This is a genomic window from Amycolatopsis antarctica (assembly GCF_002262875.1).
Classification (GTDB): domain Bacteria; phylum Actinomycetota; class Actinomycetes; order Mycobacteriales; family Pseudonocardiaceae; genus Amycolatopsis; species Amycolatopsis antarctica.
Genome location: NZ_NKYE01000001.1, coordinates 662178 through 678713, shown reverse-complemented (window position 1 = coordinate 678713; position 16536 = coordinate 662178). Strand labels below are relative to the sequence as shown.

18 protein-coding genes are annotated in these 16536 nt (G+C 71.1%); 7 read left to right on the top strand and 11 right to left on the bottom strand.

Going from position 1 to position 16536, the window contains the following annotated elements; all coding sequences use genetic code 11:
• Nucleotides 1-162 precede the first annotated feature (162 nt).
• Nucleotides 163-1422, top strand: a complete 1260-nt coding sequence (locus CFN78_RS03280) for a hypothetical protein (protein ID WP_205660405.1) — start codon at nt 163-165, stop codon at nt 1420-1422.
• A 13-nt stretch (nt 1423-1435) separates the two neighbouring features.
• Here the strand turns inward: CFN78_RS03280 and nudC are convergent, their stop codons facing one another.
• The 3 genes from nudC to CFN78_RS03265 are packed head-to-tail and all read right to left on the bottom strand — an operon-like array spanning nt 1436 to nt 5159.
• Complete coding sequence (nudC, locus tag CFN78_RS03275) at nt 1436-2485, bottom strand: NAD(+) diphosphatase (protein ID WP_094860972.1); 1050 nt, start codon at nt 2483-2485, stop codon at nt 1436-1438.
• Nucleotides 2482-3876, bottom strand: a complete 1395-nt coding sequence (locus CFN78_RS03270; protein WP_094860971.1) for a M16 family metallopeptidase — start codon at nt 3874-3876, stop codon at nt 2482-2484. Before CFN78_RS03270 ends, nudC begins: the two co-directional genes overlap by 4 nt.
• On the bottom strand, nt 3873-5159 hold the full coding sequence (locus CFN78_RS03265; protein WP_094860970.1) for a M16 family metallopeptidase: 1287 nt from the start codon (nt 5157-5159) through the stop codon (nt 3873-3875). Before CFN78_RS03265 ends, CFN78_RS03270 begins: the two co-directional genes overlap by 4 nt.
• A 294-nt stretch (nt 5160-5453) precedes the next feature.
• Here CFN78_RS03265 and CFN78_RS03260 point away from each other — a divergent pair, with 294 nt between their 5' ends.
• The gene (locus CFN78_RS03260) at nt 5454-6023 is read left to right on the top strand and encodes a VanZ family protein (RefSeq protein WP_094860969.1); all 570 of its coding nucleotides are present in this window, start codon (nt 5454-5456) and stop codon (nt 6021-6023) included.
• Between the two features lie 151 nt (nt 6024-6174).
• Here CFN78_RS03260 and CFN78_RS03255 read toward each other — a convergent pair whose 3' ends face one another.
• From CFN78_RS03255 to tgmA, 3 genes are read right to left on the bottom strand one after another with little or no spacing between them, the layout of a single operon-like run.
• Nucleotides 6175-7407: a methyltransferase domain-containing protein gene (locus CFN78_RS03255; protein WP_094860968.1), complete on the bottom strand. Its 1233-nt coding sequence runs from the start codon at nt 7405-7407 to the stop codon at nt 6175-6177.
• Entirely contained in the window at nt 7404-8387 is a 984-nt protein-coding gene (gene tgmB / locus CFN78_RS03250; RefSeq protein WP_094860967.1) for an ATP-grasp ribosomal peptide maturase, read from the bottom strand. Before tgmB ends, CFN78_RS03255 begins: the two co-directional genes overlap by 4 nt.
• Complete coding sequence (gene tgmA, locus CFN78_RS03245; RefSeq protein WP_094860966.1) at nt 8384-8701, bottom strand: putative ATP-grasp-modified RiPP; 318 nt, start codon at nt 8699-8701, stop codon at nt 8384-8386. The genes tgmB and tgmA overlap by 4 nt, the downstream gene beginning before the upstream one ends.
• Before the next feature lie 298 nt (nt 8702-8999).
• Here tgmA and CFN78_RS03240 point away from each other — a divergent pair, with 298 nt between their 5' ends.
• Nucleotides 9000-10379 (top strand): helix-turn-helix domain-containing protein, encoded by a 1380-nt coding sequence (locus CFN78_RS03240; RefSeq protein WP_094860965.1) that lies wholly within the window; start codon nt 9000-9002, stop codon nt 10377-10379.
• A 58-nt stretch (nt 10380-10437) separates the two neighbouring features.
• Nucleotides 10438-10563: a hypothetical protein gene (locus tag CFN78_RS30045; RefSeq protein WP_276307316.1), complete on the top strand. Its 126-nt coding sequence runs from the start codon at nt 10438-10440 to the stop codon at nt 10561-10563.
• A 147-nt stretch (nt 10564-10710) separates the two neighbouring features.
• On the opposite strand, the gene CFN78_RS03235 is transcribed toward CFN78_RS30045, so the two are convergent.
• Both CFN78_RS03235 and CFN78_RS03230 read right to left on the bottom strand, forming a co-directional pair.
• Nucleotides 10711-10911, bottom strand: a complete 201-nt coding sequence (locus tag CFN78_RS03235; RefSeq protein ID WP_094860964.1) for a DUF397 domain-containing protein — start codon at nt 10909-10911, stop codon at nt 10711-10713.
• A 32-nt stretch (nt 10912-10943) separates the two neighbouring features.
• Complete coding sequence (locus CFN78_RS03230; RefSeq protein WP_240519230.1) at nt 10944-11861, bottom strand: helix-turn-helix domain-containing protein; 918 nt, start codon at nt 11859-11861, stop codon at nt 10944-10946.
• Nucleotides 11862-12004: 143 nt separating this feature from the next.
• Here CFN78_RS03230 and CFN78_RS03225 point away from each other — a divergent pair, with 143 nt between their 5' ends.
• Both CFN78_RS03225 and CFN78_RS03220 read left to right on the top strand, forming a co-directional pair.
• Complete coding sequence (locus CFN78_RS03225; protein WP_094860962.1) at nt 12005-12262, top strand: hypothetical protein; 258 nt, start codon at nt 12005-12007, stop codon at nt 12260-12262.
• Complete coding sequence (locus tag CFN78_RS03220) at nt 12259-12468, top strand: hypothetical protein (RefSeq protein ID WP_094860961.1); 210 nt, start codon at nt 12259-12261, stop codon at nt 12466-12468. Before CFN78_RS03225 ends, CFN78_RS03220 begins: the two co-directional genes overlap by 4 nt.
• Before the next feature lie 96 nt (nt 12469-12564).
• Here the strand turns inward: CFN78_RS03220 and CFN78_RS03215 are convergent, their stop codons facing one another.
• Nucleotides 12565-13470, bottom strand: coding sequence for a YciC family protein (locus tag CFN78_RS03215; RefSeq protein ID WP_240519229.1), 906 nt, complete (start codon nt 13468-13470; stop codon nt 12565-12567).
• A gap of 189 nt (nt 13471-13659) precedes the next feature.
• Between CFN78_RS03215 and CFN78_RS03210 the strand changes: the two genes are divergently transcribed.
• The gene (locus tag CFN78_RS03210) at nt 13660-14802 is read left to right on the top strand and encodes a neutral zinc metallopeptidase (protein ID WP_094860959.1); all 1143 of its coding nucleotides are present in this window, start codon (nt 13660-13662) and stop codon (nt 14800-14802) included.
• Nucleotides 14803-14817: 15 nt separating this feature from the next.
• Here CFN78_RS03210 and CFN78_RS03205 read toward each other — a convergent pair whose 3' ends face one another.
• Complete coding sequence (locus CFN78_RS03205) at nt 14818-15279, bottom strand: hypothetical protein (RefSeq protein WP_240519228.1); 462 nt, start codon at nt 15277-15279, stop codon at nt 14818-14820.
• Between the two features lie 60 nt (nt 15280-15339).
• A complete protein-coding gene (locus CFN78_RS03200; RefSeq protein ID WP_165777418.1) occupies nt 15340-16425 on the bottom strand; it encodes a potassium channel family protein in 1086 nt (361 codons plus the stop codon).
• Nucleotides 16426-16536: the final 111 nt, after the last annotated feature.

Here is a 16536-nt window from a genome sequence, read left to right as displayed (position 1 = left end):
GGTCGTTTCGGGTCCGCGGAGTCACCGGTTCGGGCGCTTCAGCTCCGGGATTCGTTGACATCCGGCCGATCCGGCAGGAGGTTTCCGTCAGTGGGAGATCGCGGTCCCCTGCCGCGGCCGTCAGCGGTCGCGCCGCGATCCCCGTCAGAGGGAGAACCGTCGATGCCTCCTGCCCGCGTTTCCCCGACCATGCCGAGATTCCGCGGATCCGCCCGTCGGACGGCCGCCGTGCTCGCGAGCGCCGCGCTCGGCCTCGGCGTGTGCACGGCATCCGGTTCCGCCGCCGCGCCCGCCGGCCGATCCGGTCCCGCTCCGCTGGTGTGGTCGGCCACCGCCGCGGGCGCGCCGCCGGGAGGCAACACCGTCACCGATGCCGGGGGCACCCGGTTGGCCGGCGGGCCACCCTCGGCGAGCGCCCGCACCGGTGAGCGGACCGGAATCCAGGACCTGCCCGCCGAGACGCTGGCCGCCCCGGTCGGCAGTGTCGGCGCCGAACTCGACGCCGACATCCCGGCCGGTGCACGGGCGGCCGCCGACGTACGGACCCTCCGGGCGGACGGAACCTGGTCGGAGTGGACGGAGATCCCGCCGGACGCCCCGGCGACGCTGCCCGAGCCCTCGGCCACCGTGCAGGCACGGCTGGTGCTGATCGCCCCCGAAGGAGCCGAGAGCCCACGGGTGCGCGGGGCGCGGTTCGCCGCGGGCCCGGCCGTGGCCGCCACCGCGGCACGGGAGAGCAGGGCCGCCACCTACCGGCTGTTCGCCACCAGGGAGGGTCTGGTCGGCGGTACCACCGCGAACGGCCACGTGATCGTGCCGCGCGACCACTTCGTCGCGCTTCCGTCCCGGAAAGGCTTGGCGGGCAAGGGAACCGGCAACTACACGGTGCGGGTGTGCACCGAGAACCTCGCCCGCTGCGAGTGGGCACCGGTGTGGGACGTCGGCCCGTGGAACACCAAGGACGACCACTGGAACCAACCCCGGCAGACCTGGCAGGACCTGCCGCTGGGCCTGCCACAGGCACAGGCCGCCTACTCCGACGGTCACAACGGCGGCAAGGACGGTTTCGGCCGCAGGGTCGCGAATCCGGCCGGGATCGACCTCGCCGACGGCACCTTCTGGGACGGCCTGAAGCTCACCGGCAACGCCTGGGTCCAGGTGACCTACGAGTGGACCGGTGGCGGCCCGGTCGGCACGGTGACCACCTCCGGTATTCCGCTGAAGGTCCGCACCGGTCCGTCCACCGCCACCGCCGAGGCGGGGTTCGCCGCGAGCACCGCGCAGGTGCGGCTCGGCTGCCGGGCCACCGGGCAGTCGGTGTCCGGCACCGAGGGCACCACCGACGCCTGGTACCTGCTGGAGTCCGGCAAGTACGTGTCCGGCGCCTATCTGCGCGTCGCCGCGGCCCCGCCCGCCTGCTGAGCGTGGCACCGGATCACGGCTCGGCGCGGGCCCAGGCGTCGAGCATGACGCGCGCGATCGAGGAGTTGCCGGGCAGCACCAGTCCGGCCGCACCACCGGCGATGGGGGTCGGCACGGCGCCGGGCTCACGGAGCCTGCTGTTCGCGAAGGCTGCGCGGACCTCCGCGCGGGACACCCAGAACGCCTCCTCGATCTCGTCGTCGGCGGGCGTGAGCGGGGCGCAGCGGTCGGCGCGGGCGGTGAAGCCGAGCATGATCGAGCGCGGGAACGGCCACGGCTGGCTGCCCAGGTAGCGGATGTCGCGCACCTCGGCGCCGACCTCCTCGCGGATCTCCCGCTCGACGCAGCCCTCCAGCGATTCGCCGGCCTCGACGAAACCGGCCAGCACCGAGTACCGGCCGACGGGCCAGATCGGTTGCCGCGCAAGGAGAACGTGCTCGCCGTTCACCCCGGCCTCGTCGTGCACCAGGCAGATCACGGCCGGGTCGGTGCGCGGGTACTCCTCGCGTCCGCACTGCTCGCAGTGCGAGGCCCAGCCGAACTGGCGGCGCGCCGTGTGCCCGCCGCAGACCGCGCAGAACCTCGCGCGGCGGTGCCAGTTCGCCAGTGCCTGCGCGGTGGTGAACAGTCCGGCGGAGGTGTCGTCGAGCAGGTCGCCGAAGCCGCGCAGGTCGACCCACAGCTCACCGCCGACCTCCGGTACCTCCTCCAGCACGCCCCAGCTACCGGCGATCCGGGCGGCGCCGCGTTCGACGTCCTCGGCGGGATCGCCCGGCATCGTCCAGTAGTCGGTGTCGCTCCACTGCCCGAGGAACATCGCCTCGTCCGGGATCGTGTCGCCGTAGTCGAGCGCCTTGCGGGTGGCCAGCGCCGACCCGCCGGGCCGGAGACCGGAGGTGCCCGCTGCACGCACGGGCGTCCGCCCGGAGCGGTCCAGTTCGACCACGCGGGCGTCCGGCCAGCGGCGTGCCAGCCGGTCCGGTTCGGTTCGCAGCGTCTCCTCACGGTCCACAGTGGACCGTGAAAGGGTCGGCAGCGCGTCGAGCTGGAACGGTGCGGTCACGACGCCGTGTCGTAGCCGGGCACGGTGACGCCGCCGAGCGCGGTGAGGTGCTTGCCGAGCAGCGCGGCGTCTCCCACCACGACGCCGGTGAAGGCGGCCGGAGCGAAGAACTCCAGTGCCACCTCGGCGACCTGCTCGGTGGTCACCGCGGCGAGCCGCGCCGGATGACCGAGCAGCCAGTCCATGCCCAGTCCGACCGAGGTCAGCGCGGAGAGCTGCCCGGCGAGTCCGCTCTGCGAGGACATCGCGATCTGCAGGGTCCCGATCGCGTACTGGCGGACGCTCTCCACATCGGCGTCCGAGGGCGGGACCACGCCGAACTTCGCCAGCTCGTAGCGGATCTCCAGCAGTGCCGCGGCGGTGACGTCGCTGGCGGTGTCGGCCTCGACCTGCACGGTCGCGGAGTCGCCGGTGAACTCGAACCCGGAGTGCGCGCCGTAGGTGTATCCCTTGTCCTCCCGGATGTTCTCCACCAGCCGCGAGGAGAAGTAGCCGCCGAAGGCCAGGTTGGCGAGCTGCAGCGCGGCGTACCGGGGGTCGGTGCGCGGCAGCGAGCGGGCCGACAGCCGGATCTGCGACTGCACCGCACCGGCCCTGGGCACCAGCAGCACGTCCCCGCCCGCCAGTTCCGGCAGCGCGGGCAGCACCGAGGCGGCCCCGTCGGCGGACCAGCCGCCGAGCGCGGATTCCAGCGTGGCCGGGATGGTCTCCGGGTCGAGGTCGCCGACGATGACCAGCGTCGCCCCGCGCGGCAGTACCGCGGCGGCGTGCAGCGCGCGCACCTGCTCCGCGGTCACCTGCGCGACGTCCTCGGCTTTCGGTACCTCGCGGGTGTACTGGTGGGTGCCGTAACGCCTGGTCTGCAGGGCTTCCCTGGCGATGATCCGGGGCTGCGTGCGGGCCACGGCCAGCCGCTCCACCAGACGCTCGGACTCACGGGCGACCTCGGCGTCGGCGTAGGCCGCGGAGGTGAGCACGTCGGCGAGCACGTCGAGCAGGGTGGGCAGGCCGGAGGCGAGCGCACCGCCGACGATCGTCAGCCGCTCGGGGTCGACCCCGGAACCCAGCTCGGCGCCGATCAGCGCCAGCTCGGTGTCGATCGCGACCCGGTCGCGGCGGGCGGTTCCGGTGAGCACGGTCTCGGCGAGCACCTCGGCGATCGCCGGGTGCGCGGGATCGGCCCCCGCGAACGGGATCGCCAGCCGGAACTCCACCAGCGGCACGTTGTCCTTGCGCACGGCCACGACGCGCAGCCCGTTGCCGAGCATGGTGTCGGAGTGCGCCAGATTGGCCGCGCCCCGCTGGTCACCCAGCGGCGGCAGCGGGCGCGGGCCCGCGGGGGTGCGGCCGATCTCCTCGGCGGTGCGGTGGGCGGCGGGGGTCGACGTCACTGGGAACCTTCCTGGCTGGGCTGGATCACCAGCACGGCGCGTGAATCCGGACGGAGCGCCTTCGCGGCGGCGGCGACATCGGTGGCTGCGACCCCGGCGATGCGGTCGGCCAGGCCGTAGACGAGGGAGGCGTCGCCGTAGAGCAGTTCGAAGGAGCCGAGGGCGAGGGTGCGCGAGACCAGGCGGTCGTGCTCGGAGTGCAGCCCGGAGGTCCACCGTGCGGTGACCTTGGCCAGTTCCTGTTCCCCCGGCGGGTTGGCGGCCAGCTCGTCGAGTTCGGCGTCGACGGCGGCGAGGATCCGCTCCGGCGTGACCTCCGGCGAGTGGATCGCGGTGATCACGAAGGTGTCCGGGTCGCGGGCCTCGAAGGGACCGAAAAGCCCGGCGCCGGCGTTGATGTCGTTGACGATCGGCTCCCGGTGCACGAGGCGCTGCTGCAGGCGCGCCCCGTCGCCGTCGGTGAGCAGCGCGGCCAGCACCAGGTGGGCCAGGTAGCCGTCCAGCTCGTTGATCGGGTCCGGCATCCGGTAGCCGATGGCCAGTGCGGGCAGCGGCGCGTGCGGGTCGGTCTCGGTGCCGCGCACCTCCCCGGACGGCGGCGGCTCGGCGAACGAGGGACGCTGCGGTTTCGGCCGCGCGGGCACGTCGCCGAAGTGCTTCTCGATCAGCTCGCGGGCCTGCTCGACGGTGAAGTCACCGGCGATGGTGAGCACCGCGTTGGCCGGGGCGTAGTAGGTGTCGAAGAAGGCCGCGCAGTCCTCGAGGGACGCCTGTTCCAGGTCGGTGAAGTCACCGTAACCGTTGTGCGCGTTGGGGAACGTGGAGTACAGCACCGGCGGGAGGAGGATCCACGGGAACCCGCCGTACGGCCGGTTCAGCACGTTGAGGCGAATCTCCTCCTTCACCACGTCGATCTGGTTGGCCAGGTTCTCCTCGGTGAGCTTCGGCGCCCGCATCCGGTCGGCCTCGAGGAACAGCGCCCGCTCCAGCGCGGCGGAGGGCAGCACCTCGAAGTAGTCGGTGTAGTCCGGGTGGGTGGAGCCGTTGAAGGTGCCGCCCGCTCCCTGCACATGGCGGAAGTGCGCGAGCTTCTCCAGACTCTCGCTGCCCTGGAACATCAGATGCTCGAACAGGTGCGCGAATCCGGTGCGCCCTTCCGGCTCGGAGCGGAACCCGACGTCGTAGTGCACGCTGACGCCCACGACCGGTGCGCTCGCGTCGGGTGCCAGCACCACGCGCAAACCGTTGTCGAGGGTGTAACGGTGCAATTCCGGAACGGCCATGCGCCCACCCTACGGGTTCCGGCGACTTCGCCGCGCCCAGGCGGGGACCCTCCCCGGCGAACCTCTGCCCGGCCTACCCGCGGATGCCACCCGGCCGGGCGCCGTGGCCCAGCCACCACCGCAATACGTCGCCATATTGCGCGCACCGGGACCGCAATTCGTCGACATATTGCGGGCCGCGACTGTCGTCCGGCGCGCCCTCCGACGCGCGCGAACGTCCGTGGTTCTCCGCTTTGGAAAGGTGCGCTGCGAGACTGGACGCCGCTGAGGGTGGGTCGACGAGGGAGGGATGTCATGCGTCAACTGGCCAGTTTTCTGCAGGAGCTGACGAACCTCGCCGCTGTCGGGTTTCCGATAGCGGCACTGGTGGTGTGGGGGCTTGCCGTTCGCCGGCGGAAGCGGATGCCGGAACGGCTGGCGTGGCGTCGTTCGCTGCTCGACATCGGAGTCGTGCTGGCGGTGTTGCCGGTGCTGATGGTGACGATGTGGCCGAGTTCCCGCTCGGGCGGCGCTTCGATCGACCTGATACCCGGCGCCGACCTCGGCCCGGTCCTCGCCGGAGAAACGAGCATGTGGCCGCTGCTGGGCAACTTCCTGATCCTGATACCGCTGGGCGCGCTGATACCGCTGCGTTCGGCACCGCTACGCCGACCACGGCTGCTGTTCGGTGCCGCCGCCGCGATCGCCCTGCTCACGGAGGCCACGCAGGCGGTGTTCGCACTGACCGTGACCCTGGACTCGGCGGCGGCCAAAACGGCAGGCATGTTGCTGGGGGCGGGCATGACCTACTACTGGTGGGGCACCCGGAATCGGGACACGACCGCCACCAGCCGCGCAGCGGCGACGGAGCCGACCACCGCCTGACGCCCATGAACGGCAGCGGCTGAACGGTCGCAAGCAGGGGCCACCAGGCGTGCCGCTCCGATGCGGGCCCGCGGGGCCGGAGCGTTCGTCCGGCCGGTCCCACACCACCGTTCCCGAAGCCAGGATTCGCCGCGTCCGCCCGCGGGCCACATCAGACAGCTCGGCCCGCAGCACCGAACTTCTCACCATCGTCGACAGGGGCCGCGAGGTACCAGGTGTGCTCACTGTCAGGTTGGTCGAACCAGACGGTGTGCGTGCCGGGTGTGACGGTGAGTCCGAAGGAGTCCCAGCCGGGCCGGCCGAGGTCGGTCCAGGTGTCGTAGGCGTTCTCGATGAGCCGCCAGAGGCGGCGGGGCCCGCCTTCAGCGACCTCGTGCTGTCCGTTCTGGGCGGCGAGGGTGATCTCGGCCCAAGAGCCGTCCGGGGTGGCGATCCACGACGCGGTCGGCACGGTGTCGCTGTGGGCGGGGATCTTGCCGCCTTCGGGGAGTGTGTAGCCGTAGGCGATCTCGGGGCCGAGGTCGAAGGAGGCGAGGAACCAGACCAGCAGCGATGCCCAGGGGGTGTTCGGGTCCAGGCTGGTGGTGCGGTACTCGGCCCGGTCGTGGTCGCGCTCGACGCGGAACCCGGCAGGGTTGTTGCCCGCGGTGTGGCGCAGGTCCATGAACGCGGCGTAGGTCGCGTCGAAGCGGCCTTCCGCGCGATCGTCGTCGCGGCGGGTGAGGCGGACGAGGCTGCCGGCGCCGGGCGCGGGTTTGAGGTCGCTCAGGATCACGCCGCCGGGCCGGACCTGCTCGACCCAGGCCCATGGGATAGCGGGGACGGCGCAGGTAGCGATGATCGCGTGGAACGGCGCGTGCTCGGGCAGGCCGGCCGCGCCGTCGCCGGCGACGAGCGTCGGGTGGTAGCCGAGTCCGGCCAGCCGTTGGCGGGCCAGCTCGACGAGGTCGGCTTCGACGTCGACCGAGTAGACCTGCCCGTCGCCGAGCCGGTGCGCCAGGAGGCCGGCGTTGTAGCCGGTGCCGGTGCCGACTTCCAGCACCCGCGCCCCGTCGATGAGGTGCAGAGCTTCGATCATGCGGGTCATCAACCCTGGCTGGGTCGACGAGGACAGCACCGTCGTCCCGCCGGTCGCGGCCGGAGCCAGCGCGGTGATCAGCGCGGTGTTCGCGTAGACGGAGGCGAGGTCGTCGACGCTGACGCACCGCGCCCAGCTGCCATCCGCGGTCTGCTGGTGGTAGGTGGGGACGAAGGCGTGTCGGGGAACCGCTCGGACCGCCTCGGCCAGGCGCGGTTCGGTGAGCTTGCCCGCCGCGGCCAACTCGTCGGCGAGCCGCCCGGCGTGCGGCTCCCAGTCGCCCCTGATGGTGTTGGGCTTGGTCACGAGCGTCCCCTTGAGTGGGTGAGCAGGTCGGCCAGGGCCGCGGTGATCGGTGCCCCGGTCTGAGCTTCCAACCAGCCGTACTGGCCGGACGAGTTGCTTTCGAGGAACCAGTAACGGTCCTGCTCGATCGCGAAATCCACCGCGGCATAGGCCAAACCCAGGGTATCCATGTAGCGGCGCAGTCCCTTCTCAACATCCGACGGCGTGTCGACAAGCTGGTAGCGCAGCGCGGTGAAATCGGCCCGCCAGTCCACATGTGCTGCCGGGGAGTCCGCGGTGATCGTGATGGTGAACATGCGCTCGCCGAGCACGATCACCCGTGCTTCGTGGGTTTTGTCCACCCAGCGTTGCAGCTGGGTGGCGGTCGAGGCGACCCCGTCCAACTCGCCGAGGTCGGTCTCGGCGAGGCGGCGGGTGTAGGCGATCTTGAGCCGGCCGCCTTCGGTGATGGTGTTCGGCCCGAACGACTTGCAGATCGTGTCGCCGACGCCGTGTTCGCGGGCAAACCGGGACGCGGTCGCCGGCGAGTTGGTGACCAGAGTCGGTGCGACGTTCAATCCGCAGGCCGCGGCGGTGGCGAGCTGGAGGGGTTTGAACATCGCATCCGCGGCCCGGTTGGGATGGTTGACCCAGCCCACCGGCAGCGCGGCGAGAACACCGCCGAAGCCGAGCCGAGCCTCGCGGTGGGCGTAGGCGCGCTCGACCTCAGTCAGCGTCGCCGGGAACGCGAAGGCCGACGGGTCGCGATACCAAATCGAGGCGATGTCGGTCAGCTCGACGGCGCGGCGCTCGGTGAACAACACGCCGTGCCACTGGCCGTCGCCCTGGATGCGGGCGTCCAGCGACAGGTGCTGGGGAAACCAGGCGGTGTCGGCCCTGAACACCTCCACTCCGTGCCGGTCGAGTTCACGGACGACGGCGTCGACCGGAGCGTCGGCCTCCTGGGCGAAGATCACCACCGTTCCCGGCGTGCTGGTCATGATTCTTCCCAGCCCCAGTTCTCCTCCGGGCCCTCGTCACCGTCGGTGGAGGACTTGGTCTTCCAGTCCTTGCCCATCGTCTCGATCAGCGGCCGGCCGTGCTCATCGACGGCGACCTGCTTCTCGGGGCAATACTGGAACTCCCGCCGCACCGGCGTGTCGACCGGCGTGGCACCGCGCAACCCGAACGGACGGTTCGTGTCCGGCCCAGGCCGGTCAGCCGTGGTCGGCTGATGCACCAGGTAACGCAGGCTCGCCGAGGACAGCGGACTCGCGCCCGGCAGTGGCTCGGCGGCGTCGAGGATGGTGGTCATCTTCGGGCTCCTTCCCGCCGGACGGTGGCCGGCGTTTCGCGGGGTGGTTCCGGCCGGCAGGACCGCCGTGTTCGGGAAGGCCGCGATGCGGCGTTCCTGCCGGCCGGCCGAGCGGCGGGAGGTCGAGGCCTGCTCCCGCCGAACCGGATGCCTTCGACGCTAGGAACAAGCCGACCAACCGAGAAGCCTCGCGTGCCGGGTGTGCACGAGGTGTGCCAATCATGCAAATCTTCTTGCATCCGTGATGGAGCGACTACGGTAGGTGCGACAACACGTGCACGAGGTTCGGAGGTGCGCTGTGCCGGACTGGTGGTCACCCGCACTGTGGGACGCCGCCCGCCGAGGCGATCACGCCACCGTGCTGCGCCTGGCCCGTGAGGAACAGGGCTGGTCCCAGGGCCAACTCGGAGACCGGTTCGGCTGCTCAGCCTCCACGATCTCCCGGTTCGAGAACAGCCGCCGTGGGCTGCGCGACGTCGCGGTGCTGCGCCGCTTCGCGGCCATCCTTGAGCTGCCCGCCGAAGCGTTCGGCCTCACCGGTGCCCAGCAACAACGGCCTGCCTCCCCCGCCTGGACCGCACCGGCTTCTAAGGTGAGCATCGACCTGAGTCAGGAAGGGGATGATCCGGTGCGACGACGCGCGTTCCTGCTCGCCGCGGGCGGCATTGTCGCTGCCGGCACCGCGGTCGCCTCCCCGAACGCACTCGCCGCCGACCGCTTGGAAGTCGATCCGGCCGCGTTCCTCGCCCAGCGTCTTGACGGCGTCCTGCTAGGCACCACCGCCGGATCGGCGCGCCCCGCGCCAATCAGCACGCTCCAGTCGGTGCTGACCACCGCGCGGGCCGACTTCCGCGCGTGCCGGTATGTCGATCTGGCCGCGCGGCTGCCGGAACTGATCACCACCGCCGAAGCTACCCACCAACAGACCGGTGATCCCGCCGCGGCGGGCATGGTGGCGCAGGCATACAACCTCGCCACCCGCGCTCTGGTCAAGCTGGAGGCCAGTGGCCTGGAATGGGTCTCCGCCGACCGGGCTCTGCGCGCCGTTACCGGCGCCGACGATCCCCTCGCTCTCGCGGAGGCGCAGCGGCTGCTCGGCTCCGCCTGCCGCCGGGCGGGACAGCACGATCGCGCCCAAACCCTGACCCTGACCGCGGCCGACCAGCTTGACCTCGGCGGGAATACCCCCGATCCCCGGCACCTGGCCCTGCATGGGGTGCTGATGTGTTCGGCCGGATATGCCGCCGCCCGCGCCGGCGACCACGACCGCGCCACCGACCTCCTCGACGACGCCAACGCCACCGCAGGCCGGCTCGCCGATCATCCGGCCCAGCAGCAGGCGCTCACCGCGAACGTGGTCAGCCACCGGGTGTCCTCCGACTACGTGCTCGGCAACGCCGGCGCCGGCCTGTATCACGCCCAAGCCGCGCAACTCGGCCAGTTCCCCGACACCGAACGCCGCGCCCGGTTCCTCGTCGACGTCGCCCTGTGCTTCTCCCAATGGAACAAACCCGGCCGGGCGTACCGGACGCTGCTGACCGCCGAACGCACCGCGCCCGGCGAAGTCCGCACCCGCGCCACCGTCCGCCGCCTCGTCACCGACCTGCTCCACCACCCCCAGCAGGCCAGCCTCCCCGGCCTGCGCCAGCTCGCCGCCCGGACCCACGCCCTGGTGTGAACCAAACCCGTCCAGCTCTGCCGCCGTTCGGTGATGATCATCCGGCAGGATCGGGCCCATGGACGACAACTACCGCCTGATCAAGCTGATCTCCCTGCTCGGATGGAAACACCTGAGCGAGCGCAAGCACGGCCCGCGGTATTCCGCCGACGCCGACGGGGCTGTGTTCGCGCGACCGGTGTGATGTTTCCGGCGGGACAGCTGTACCCGCCACTCGACCGAACGAGGGCCCCGTCAAGTCGTTGCCGGTCGGGTTCGGGGGTTGACACGGCAGCACGATGACTTCCGCCGTGCCGGGTGAAGGCGACCCCCACCCGGCACAGCGGGTGACCTAATCGAACTCGCCTGCCTTCACGCCGCGCACGAAGGCGCGCCACTCGGCATCGGTGAAGAAATGCGCGGCACGGGACCGGTCCTTGGTGTCCCGCAGATACCGGCCACCCTCCGGGGCGTCCGCCACCTCCACACACTGACCGTTGCCGCCACTGAAACTGGACTTGCGCCATACCAAATCGGACAGCTCGGGCTGCATCGCCAGAACTCCTTCCGTCGCTCTCGCAGGGGCTAGTCCAGGCTAGCCAGCAGAGCGACGGACTTCCGCTGCGACAGCGCGAGATTCTGCAGGCGCTCGTGTACGTCGGTGTAGTGCGCGATGTCGGCCGGGCGTTCCTGCCAGACACTGCCGTTCGCGTTCTCCAGGTAGACACAGTCCAGATCGGCGAAGCCCTCCGGGAAGCCCAGCAGGGTGAACGGCGTCTTCATCCCAGGATGAGCGCCCGCCTCGAACGGCAGCACGCGCACCGTGATGTTCGGCCGCTTCGCGAGCTGGACCAGACGTTCGCACTGGGCGCGCATCACCTCGGGACCACCGACCGGACGACGGAGTACCGCCTCGTTGAGCACAACGGAGAGCTGCGGAGGATTCGACCGGTCGAGCTGCGCCTGCCGGGCCTGCCGCAACTCGACCGCGCTGCGCAGTTCCTCGGCACTGACGCCGGGAAAGGTCGCCCGGGTAATCGCCTCGGCGTACTCGGGTGTCTGCAACAGACCGTCGACGAGTTCCGAGGTGTAGGTCCAGATGGTGCGCGCGTCGGATTCCAGGTCGACGTAGGTGCCGAACCAGTCCGGCATGGTGTCGGAGAAGGTCAGCCACCAGCCGCTGTCGTCGCTCTCGGCGGCGAAACGCAGCAGGGTGTCCATGTCGGGAGCGCCGACGTCGCAGGCTTGCAGGATCAGCTTCGCCGTGCGAGGCAGGATGGTCTGCCTGCCGTTCTCGATCTTGCTGATCGTGCCCTGCTGGAAACCGGCGAGCCGCGCCACCTCGCGCACGGTGAGCCCGGCCGCGTCGCGGTGACGTTTCAGTTCCTTGCCCAGCTTGCGGCGGCGGAGCGTCTGCCCGACCGGTTCGAAGACGGGTTCGTTCGCGGGGGTGTTCTCGGTTCGCACCCGGCCAGCATCCCGCATCCGATCGTGGTCTCGCATGAATGTCACTCTAACGGAACTGGCGTCAGGAATGTTTCCTCGATACGTTTCGTTAGTCGGCGGCGCGCCCGTCGATGCTCGTCCCGCGTCGCTCTCGCAGGGGCAACGCGGGACGAGCCCAACTCTCACGGGGAGGGAAACCCATGCGGAACAAGCGAATCCTCCGCGGCATCCACGCGGGGATCGGCGTGCCGTGCCGGGATGGCGATGGTCATCGCACCGAACTGGTGGTGACGCTGGACCGGGAACGCGTCGTACTCGGCAGGCCGTCCGGCGAGGTCGTGGTGCTGACCCCGTTGCAGGCGGGCAGGCTGCGCGCCGCGATCCGCGACCTCGTCGTCGGCCCCGGCGTCGTCGGCCCCGGCGTCGTCGGCCCCGAGCGGGCGGAGGGACACCGGTGATCACCAACCACGGCATCGCCACCGACGCATGGGCGGCGATCGACGGCGACTGCCCGATCAGCGGCGAACTGGTGGGCGAGGAGGGACAACTCGAACTCGGCGTGCGCACGGCGTCGCTGCACCTGGTGTGCAGCGAGTCCGGCCTGCGCAACCTGGTCGCCGTCGCCACCGAGGTGCTGGACGAGATGGACCACGCCCGGACGTGACCATCGCGCACCGTGACCGCAATACGTCGACATATTGCGGTCGCCGTCGCCGCAATACGTCGACATATTGCGGTGGTGGGCGAGTGGTGGGAGGGGTCAGCTCTCGGCGATGCGGGTGAGCTGGTGGTGCATGTTCTCCTTGCGCATCCGCTGGTCCAGGTAGACGAGCGCGGTGACAAGAGCGGCGAACGGCTGGGTGATCGCACCGGCCACGGTTCCGCCGACGGTGGACAGCACGGCACCGCCGAACCCGTTGCCCGCCAGCAGGTCGAACGGCCACTGGATCACCATGCCCGCGACGGTGGCCAGCACCAGTGCCACGGCGAGAACGGCGAACACCCGCCACCACATGCCGGCGACCAGCAGCCGGGAGCGGGTGACGGCCGCGCCGATCGTGCCGCGCTCCAGCACCAGCGCCGGGGTCGCCAGCGCGAGCAGCACCCCGATCCAGATACCGGGCACCAGGAACAGGATCACGCCGACGCCGACCAGCACGGTGTAGACGACCGTCAGCCCGAACAGCGGCAGCAGCCGGGCCCGCGTCTCCGACCAGACCTCGTCGAGCTTCACCGGCTTGCCGAGGACGGCCTTGCCGACGACCACGGTCAGGAAGCCGGACAGCAGCGTCTGCGAGGGAATGGTGACGATCATGGTCAGCGACAGCAGCCGCACCGAGGCCCCGAGCTGCGCCAGCGCCTCGTCCGGCGTGGGCTGCGCGCTCAGCGGCGGCAGGGTGCGCGCGTCCTCGAAGACGGTGCCGAGCAGCAACAGTCCGAGGAGCTGAGTCAGCGCGACGATCACGAAGGACACGCCGAACACCAGGCCGGGATGCCTGCGCATGGTGCCGATCGCGCCTTCGAGGATCTCGCCGATGGCGAGGGGACGCAGCGGGATCACACCGGGTCCGCCGGAGCCGGTCATGTCGTAAGCCCTGCCTCTCGTCGTCACCGGACGCATCGCCGGTGCTGGATCCACCCGGACGTCGAATCCGTCAGCGACCACTCTATGCAGGCACTCTAGGCACCGGCCCCGGTGCCCGGGTGCGCACCTGTCGCCGGGATCACCACGGGACGATCCGCGCACAGTTCACCATCGCCGCACCGGCCGCTGGTTATGCTGGACGTGCCCGTGACGCCGGGAGGCCTGCCCGCAGCGTCCCCGGCCAGCAGTGACGACCCCGGGACAGGACTGATGACGCAACCGCCGCAGGATCCGTGGCAGCACGGCCACCGGCAGGCGCCCGGCCCCGGCGGCCCGTACCAGCGGCAGCACCCGCCCCAGCCCCACCCGCACCAGCCCCACCCGCACCAGTTCCCGCCGCCCCAGGCGTACCCCCCACAGGCCCAGTGGGCTCCGCCGAAGAAGAGCAACGGTCCGCTGATCGCGGCCTGCGTGAGCGCGGTCGCCCTGCTGGTCGTCGGGGTGATCGTGGTGGTGTCGCTGACCGGCGGCGAATCCGAGGTCGCCGACGCCGGGTACCGGGCAGGACCGGGGGCCACCGCCGCACCCGGTACCTCGGAGACCACCTCCGAGCGTCCGCCGCCGGGTTCGCGCACCCCCAGCAGCACCCCGTCCCGGGAGCGCTCCAGCACCGCGAACGCACCCCGATCGCAACAGAAGGTACTCAAGCTCGCCGACCACCCGATCCTCGCCGACGCCGAGGCCGGGCTGCAGAACCTCGCCTGCTCGCTGCCCGCGTGGCGCAGCGACCAGGGCTCCGCCGAGGCGTTCTTCACCGCGGCGGGCACCTGCCTGGACGCCGCCTGGGGCCCGTTCCTGGAGGCCTACGACCTGCCGTTCAGCCCGCCCGCACTGCACTTCCCGACCGGGTCGAACTTCCAGACCGACTGCGGCACCATCGAGGTCGGCATCGCCACCGCCGCCTACTACTGCGAGAACAACCTGTACGTGCCGTTCGCCGGCCTGCAGACCGAGCAGTACGGCAACAATCCCGGCGTCTATCTCTCGCTGTTCGCCCACGAGTACGGCCACCACGTGCAGGAGGTCGCCGGGCTGATGGACGCCGCCTGGGAGGCGATCTACCAGGTCGGCCAGGACACCGAGGCCGGGATGGAAATGGCCCGCCGCAAGGAACTGCAGGCCCAGTGCTTCTCCGGCATGTTCCTCGGCGCGCACGTGGACCGGGGCGGAACGATCGACCGGGACATGTACAACAAGGCGTGGGACGACCAGGAGACCAGGGGAGACAACACCTCCGGCAGCCGCGACCACGGTACGAACGCGCACTACGCGCAGTGGTGGCGAGCGGGCGCCAAGGACAACCGGATCGTCGACTGCAACACCTTCGCCGCACCGGCCGCCGAAGTCGCCTGACCCGGTCCTCGACCCTCAGGCACGCAGGCGGCGCCCGCGCACCATCAGGAAGGCGTACGCCCCGCCCGCCGCGCAGCTCACGGCCACCAGGAACATGCCGACGGGCCTGCGCGCGTCCTGATTCCCCCGTTCGGTGTCGGACAGCCGCACGTCCAGCTCACCCTCGCCGGGGGCGGAAGGCACGACCACGTCCACCTGCTCGCCCTGCGTGTGCCCGCAGGCGCTGAGCTCGGCCATCCGTTCGGAACCGTCGACCGTCACCCGGACGGTCTCCCTGACCCCGGCGTCGGTGCAGGACACGGGTGCGTCCACGGTCGCCCTGGCGACCTGCTCGTCCTGCGCCGCGCTCGCCGTGAACAGGCCCGGCCCGACCAGCCAGACCAGCAGCACCACCAGGACGCCGGTGGCGGCCGGAATCCCGAGCGCACCCCAGCCGAGCGTCAGTGGACGCCCGCGTCCTTCCGAATTCCGCCGCACAGAAGCGATCGTCGCAGATCGGAGCGCCGATGCCCACCGAGGACCGGCAGCCGTGACCGGTTACTTGCCGACCTTGTCCACCGGCGTGACCTTCTTGACGTAGAGCAGCCGGTCGCCGGGCTCGATCGCGTCGGCCTGCGGAGCGTCGATGCGGTACAGCGTTCCGTCGCGGACCAGGCCGAGCACGGTGTCGGCGAGGTGCCGGGGCGAGCCGCCCTCCTCGGACGGTTCGACCGGACGCTCGGCGATCGCCAGGCCGGACTCGGGGGTGAGCAGGTCCTCCACCATGTCCACGACCGCGGGTGCGGAGGTCGCCATGCCGAGCAGCCTGCCCGCCGTCTCGCTGGAGATGACCACCTGGTTCGCCCCGGACTGCTTGAGCAGGTGCACGTTCTCCGCCTCCCGCACGGACGCCACGAGGTGTGCCTTCGGGGCCAGCTCGCGCGCGGTGAGGGTGACCAGGACGGCCGAGTCGTCGCGGTTCGGCGCGACCACCACCGCCCGCGCCCGCTGCACCCCGGCCACCCGCAGCACCTCGGCGCGGGTCGCCGAGCCGTGCACGGTGACCAGCCCCAGCGCGCCCGCCGCGTCCAGCGCCGCCTGGTCGGTGTCGACCACGACGATGTGATTGGGCTGCACGGCGTCGTCGCCGAGCAGGGTCTTCACCGCCGCCCTGCCCTTCGTGCCGAAACCGACGACCACCACGTGGTCACGCACCTTGTGCCTCCATTTCTGGATCCGGAACGCCTGCCGGGAGCGCTCGGTGAGCACTTCCAGCGTGGTACCGACCAGCACGATCAGGAACAGCACCCGCAGCGGGGTGATGACGACGACGTTGACGAAGCGGGCCGAGTCCGTCATCGGGGCGATGTCGCCGTAGCCGGTGGTCGAGAGCGAGACCGTGGCGTAGTAGACGGCGTCGAGGAAACTGAGGCCGTCACCGTTGACGTCGCGGTAGCCGTCCCGGTCGAAGTAGACGATCAGCACGGTCGCGAACAGGGCCAGCAGCGCACCGATGACCCGTCGCCCGATGGCCTGCATCGGGCTGAGCGAGGTCTCCGGCATCTTGATGACGCCGGCGAGCGTGTAGTCGGGCTGATCGGCCATGCGATCGTTCAGCACCGCCCGCTTGAGACCCCTCACCATCGCCGGGTGCCGGTCTCCGCCGGGGCCGTCCGGCACCGGCCGTGCTCCACTTCGCTCACGGTCGCGGATGGTAGCCGACCCGGGCCGCCACCGTGCGTTCGTGCGCCCTCC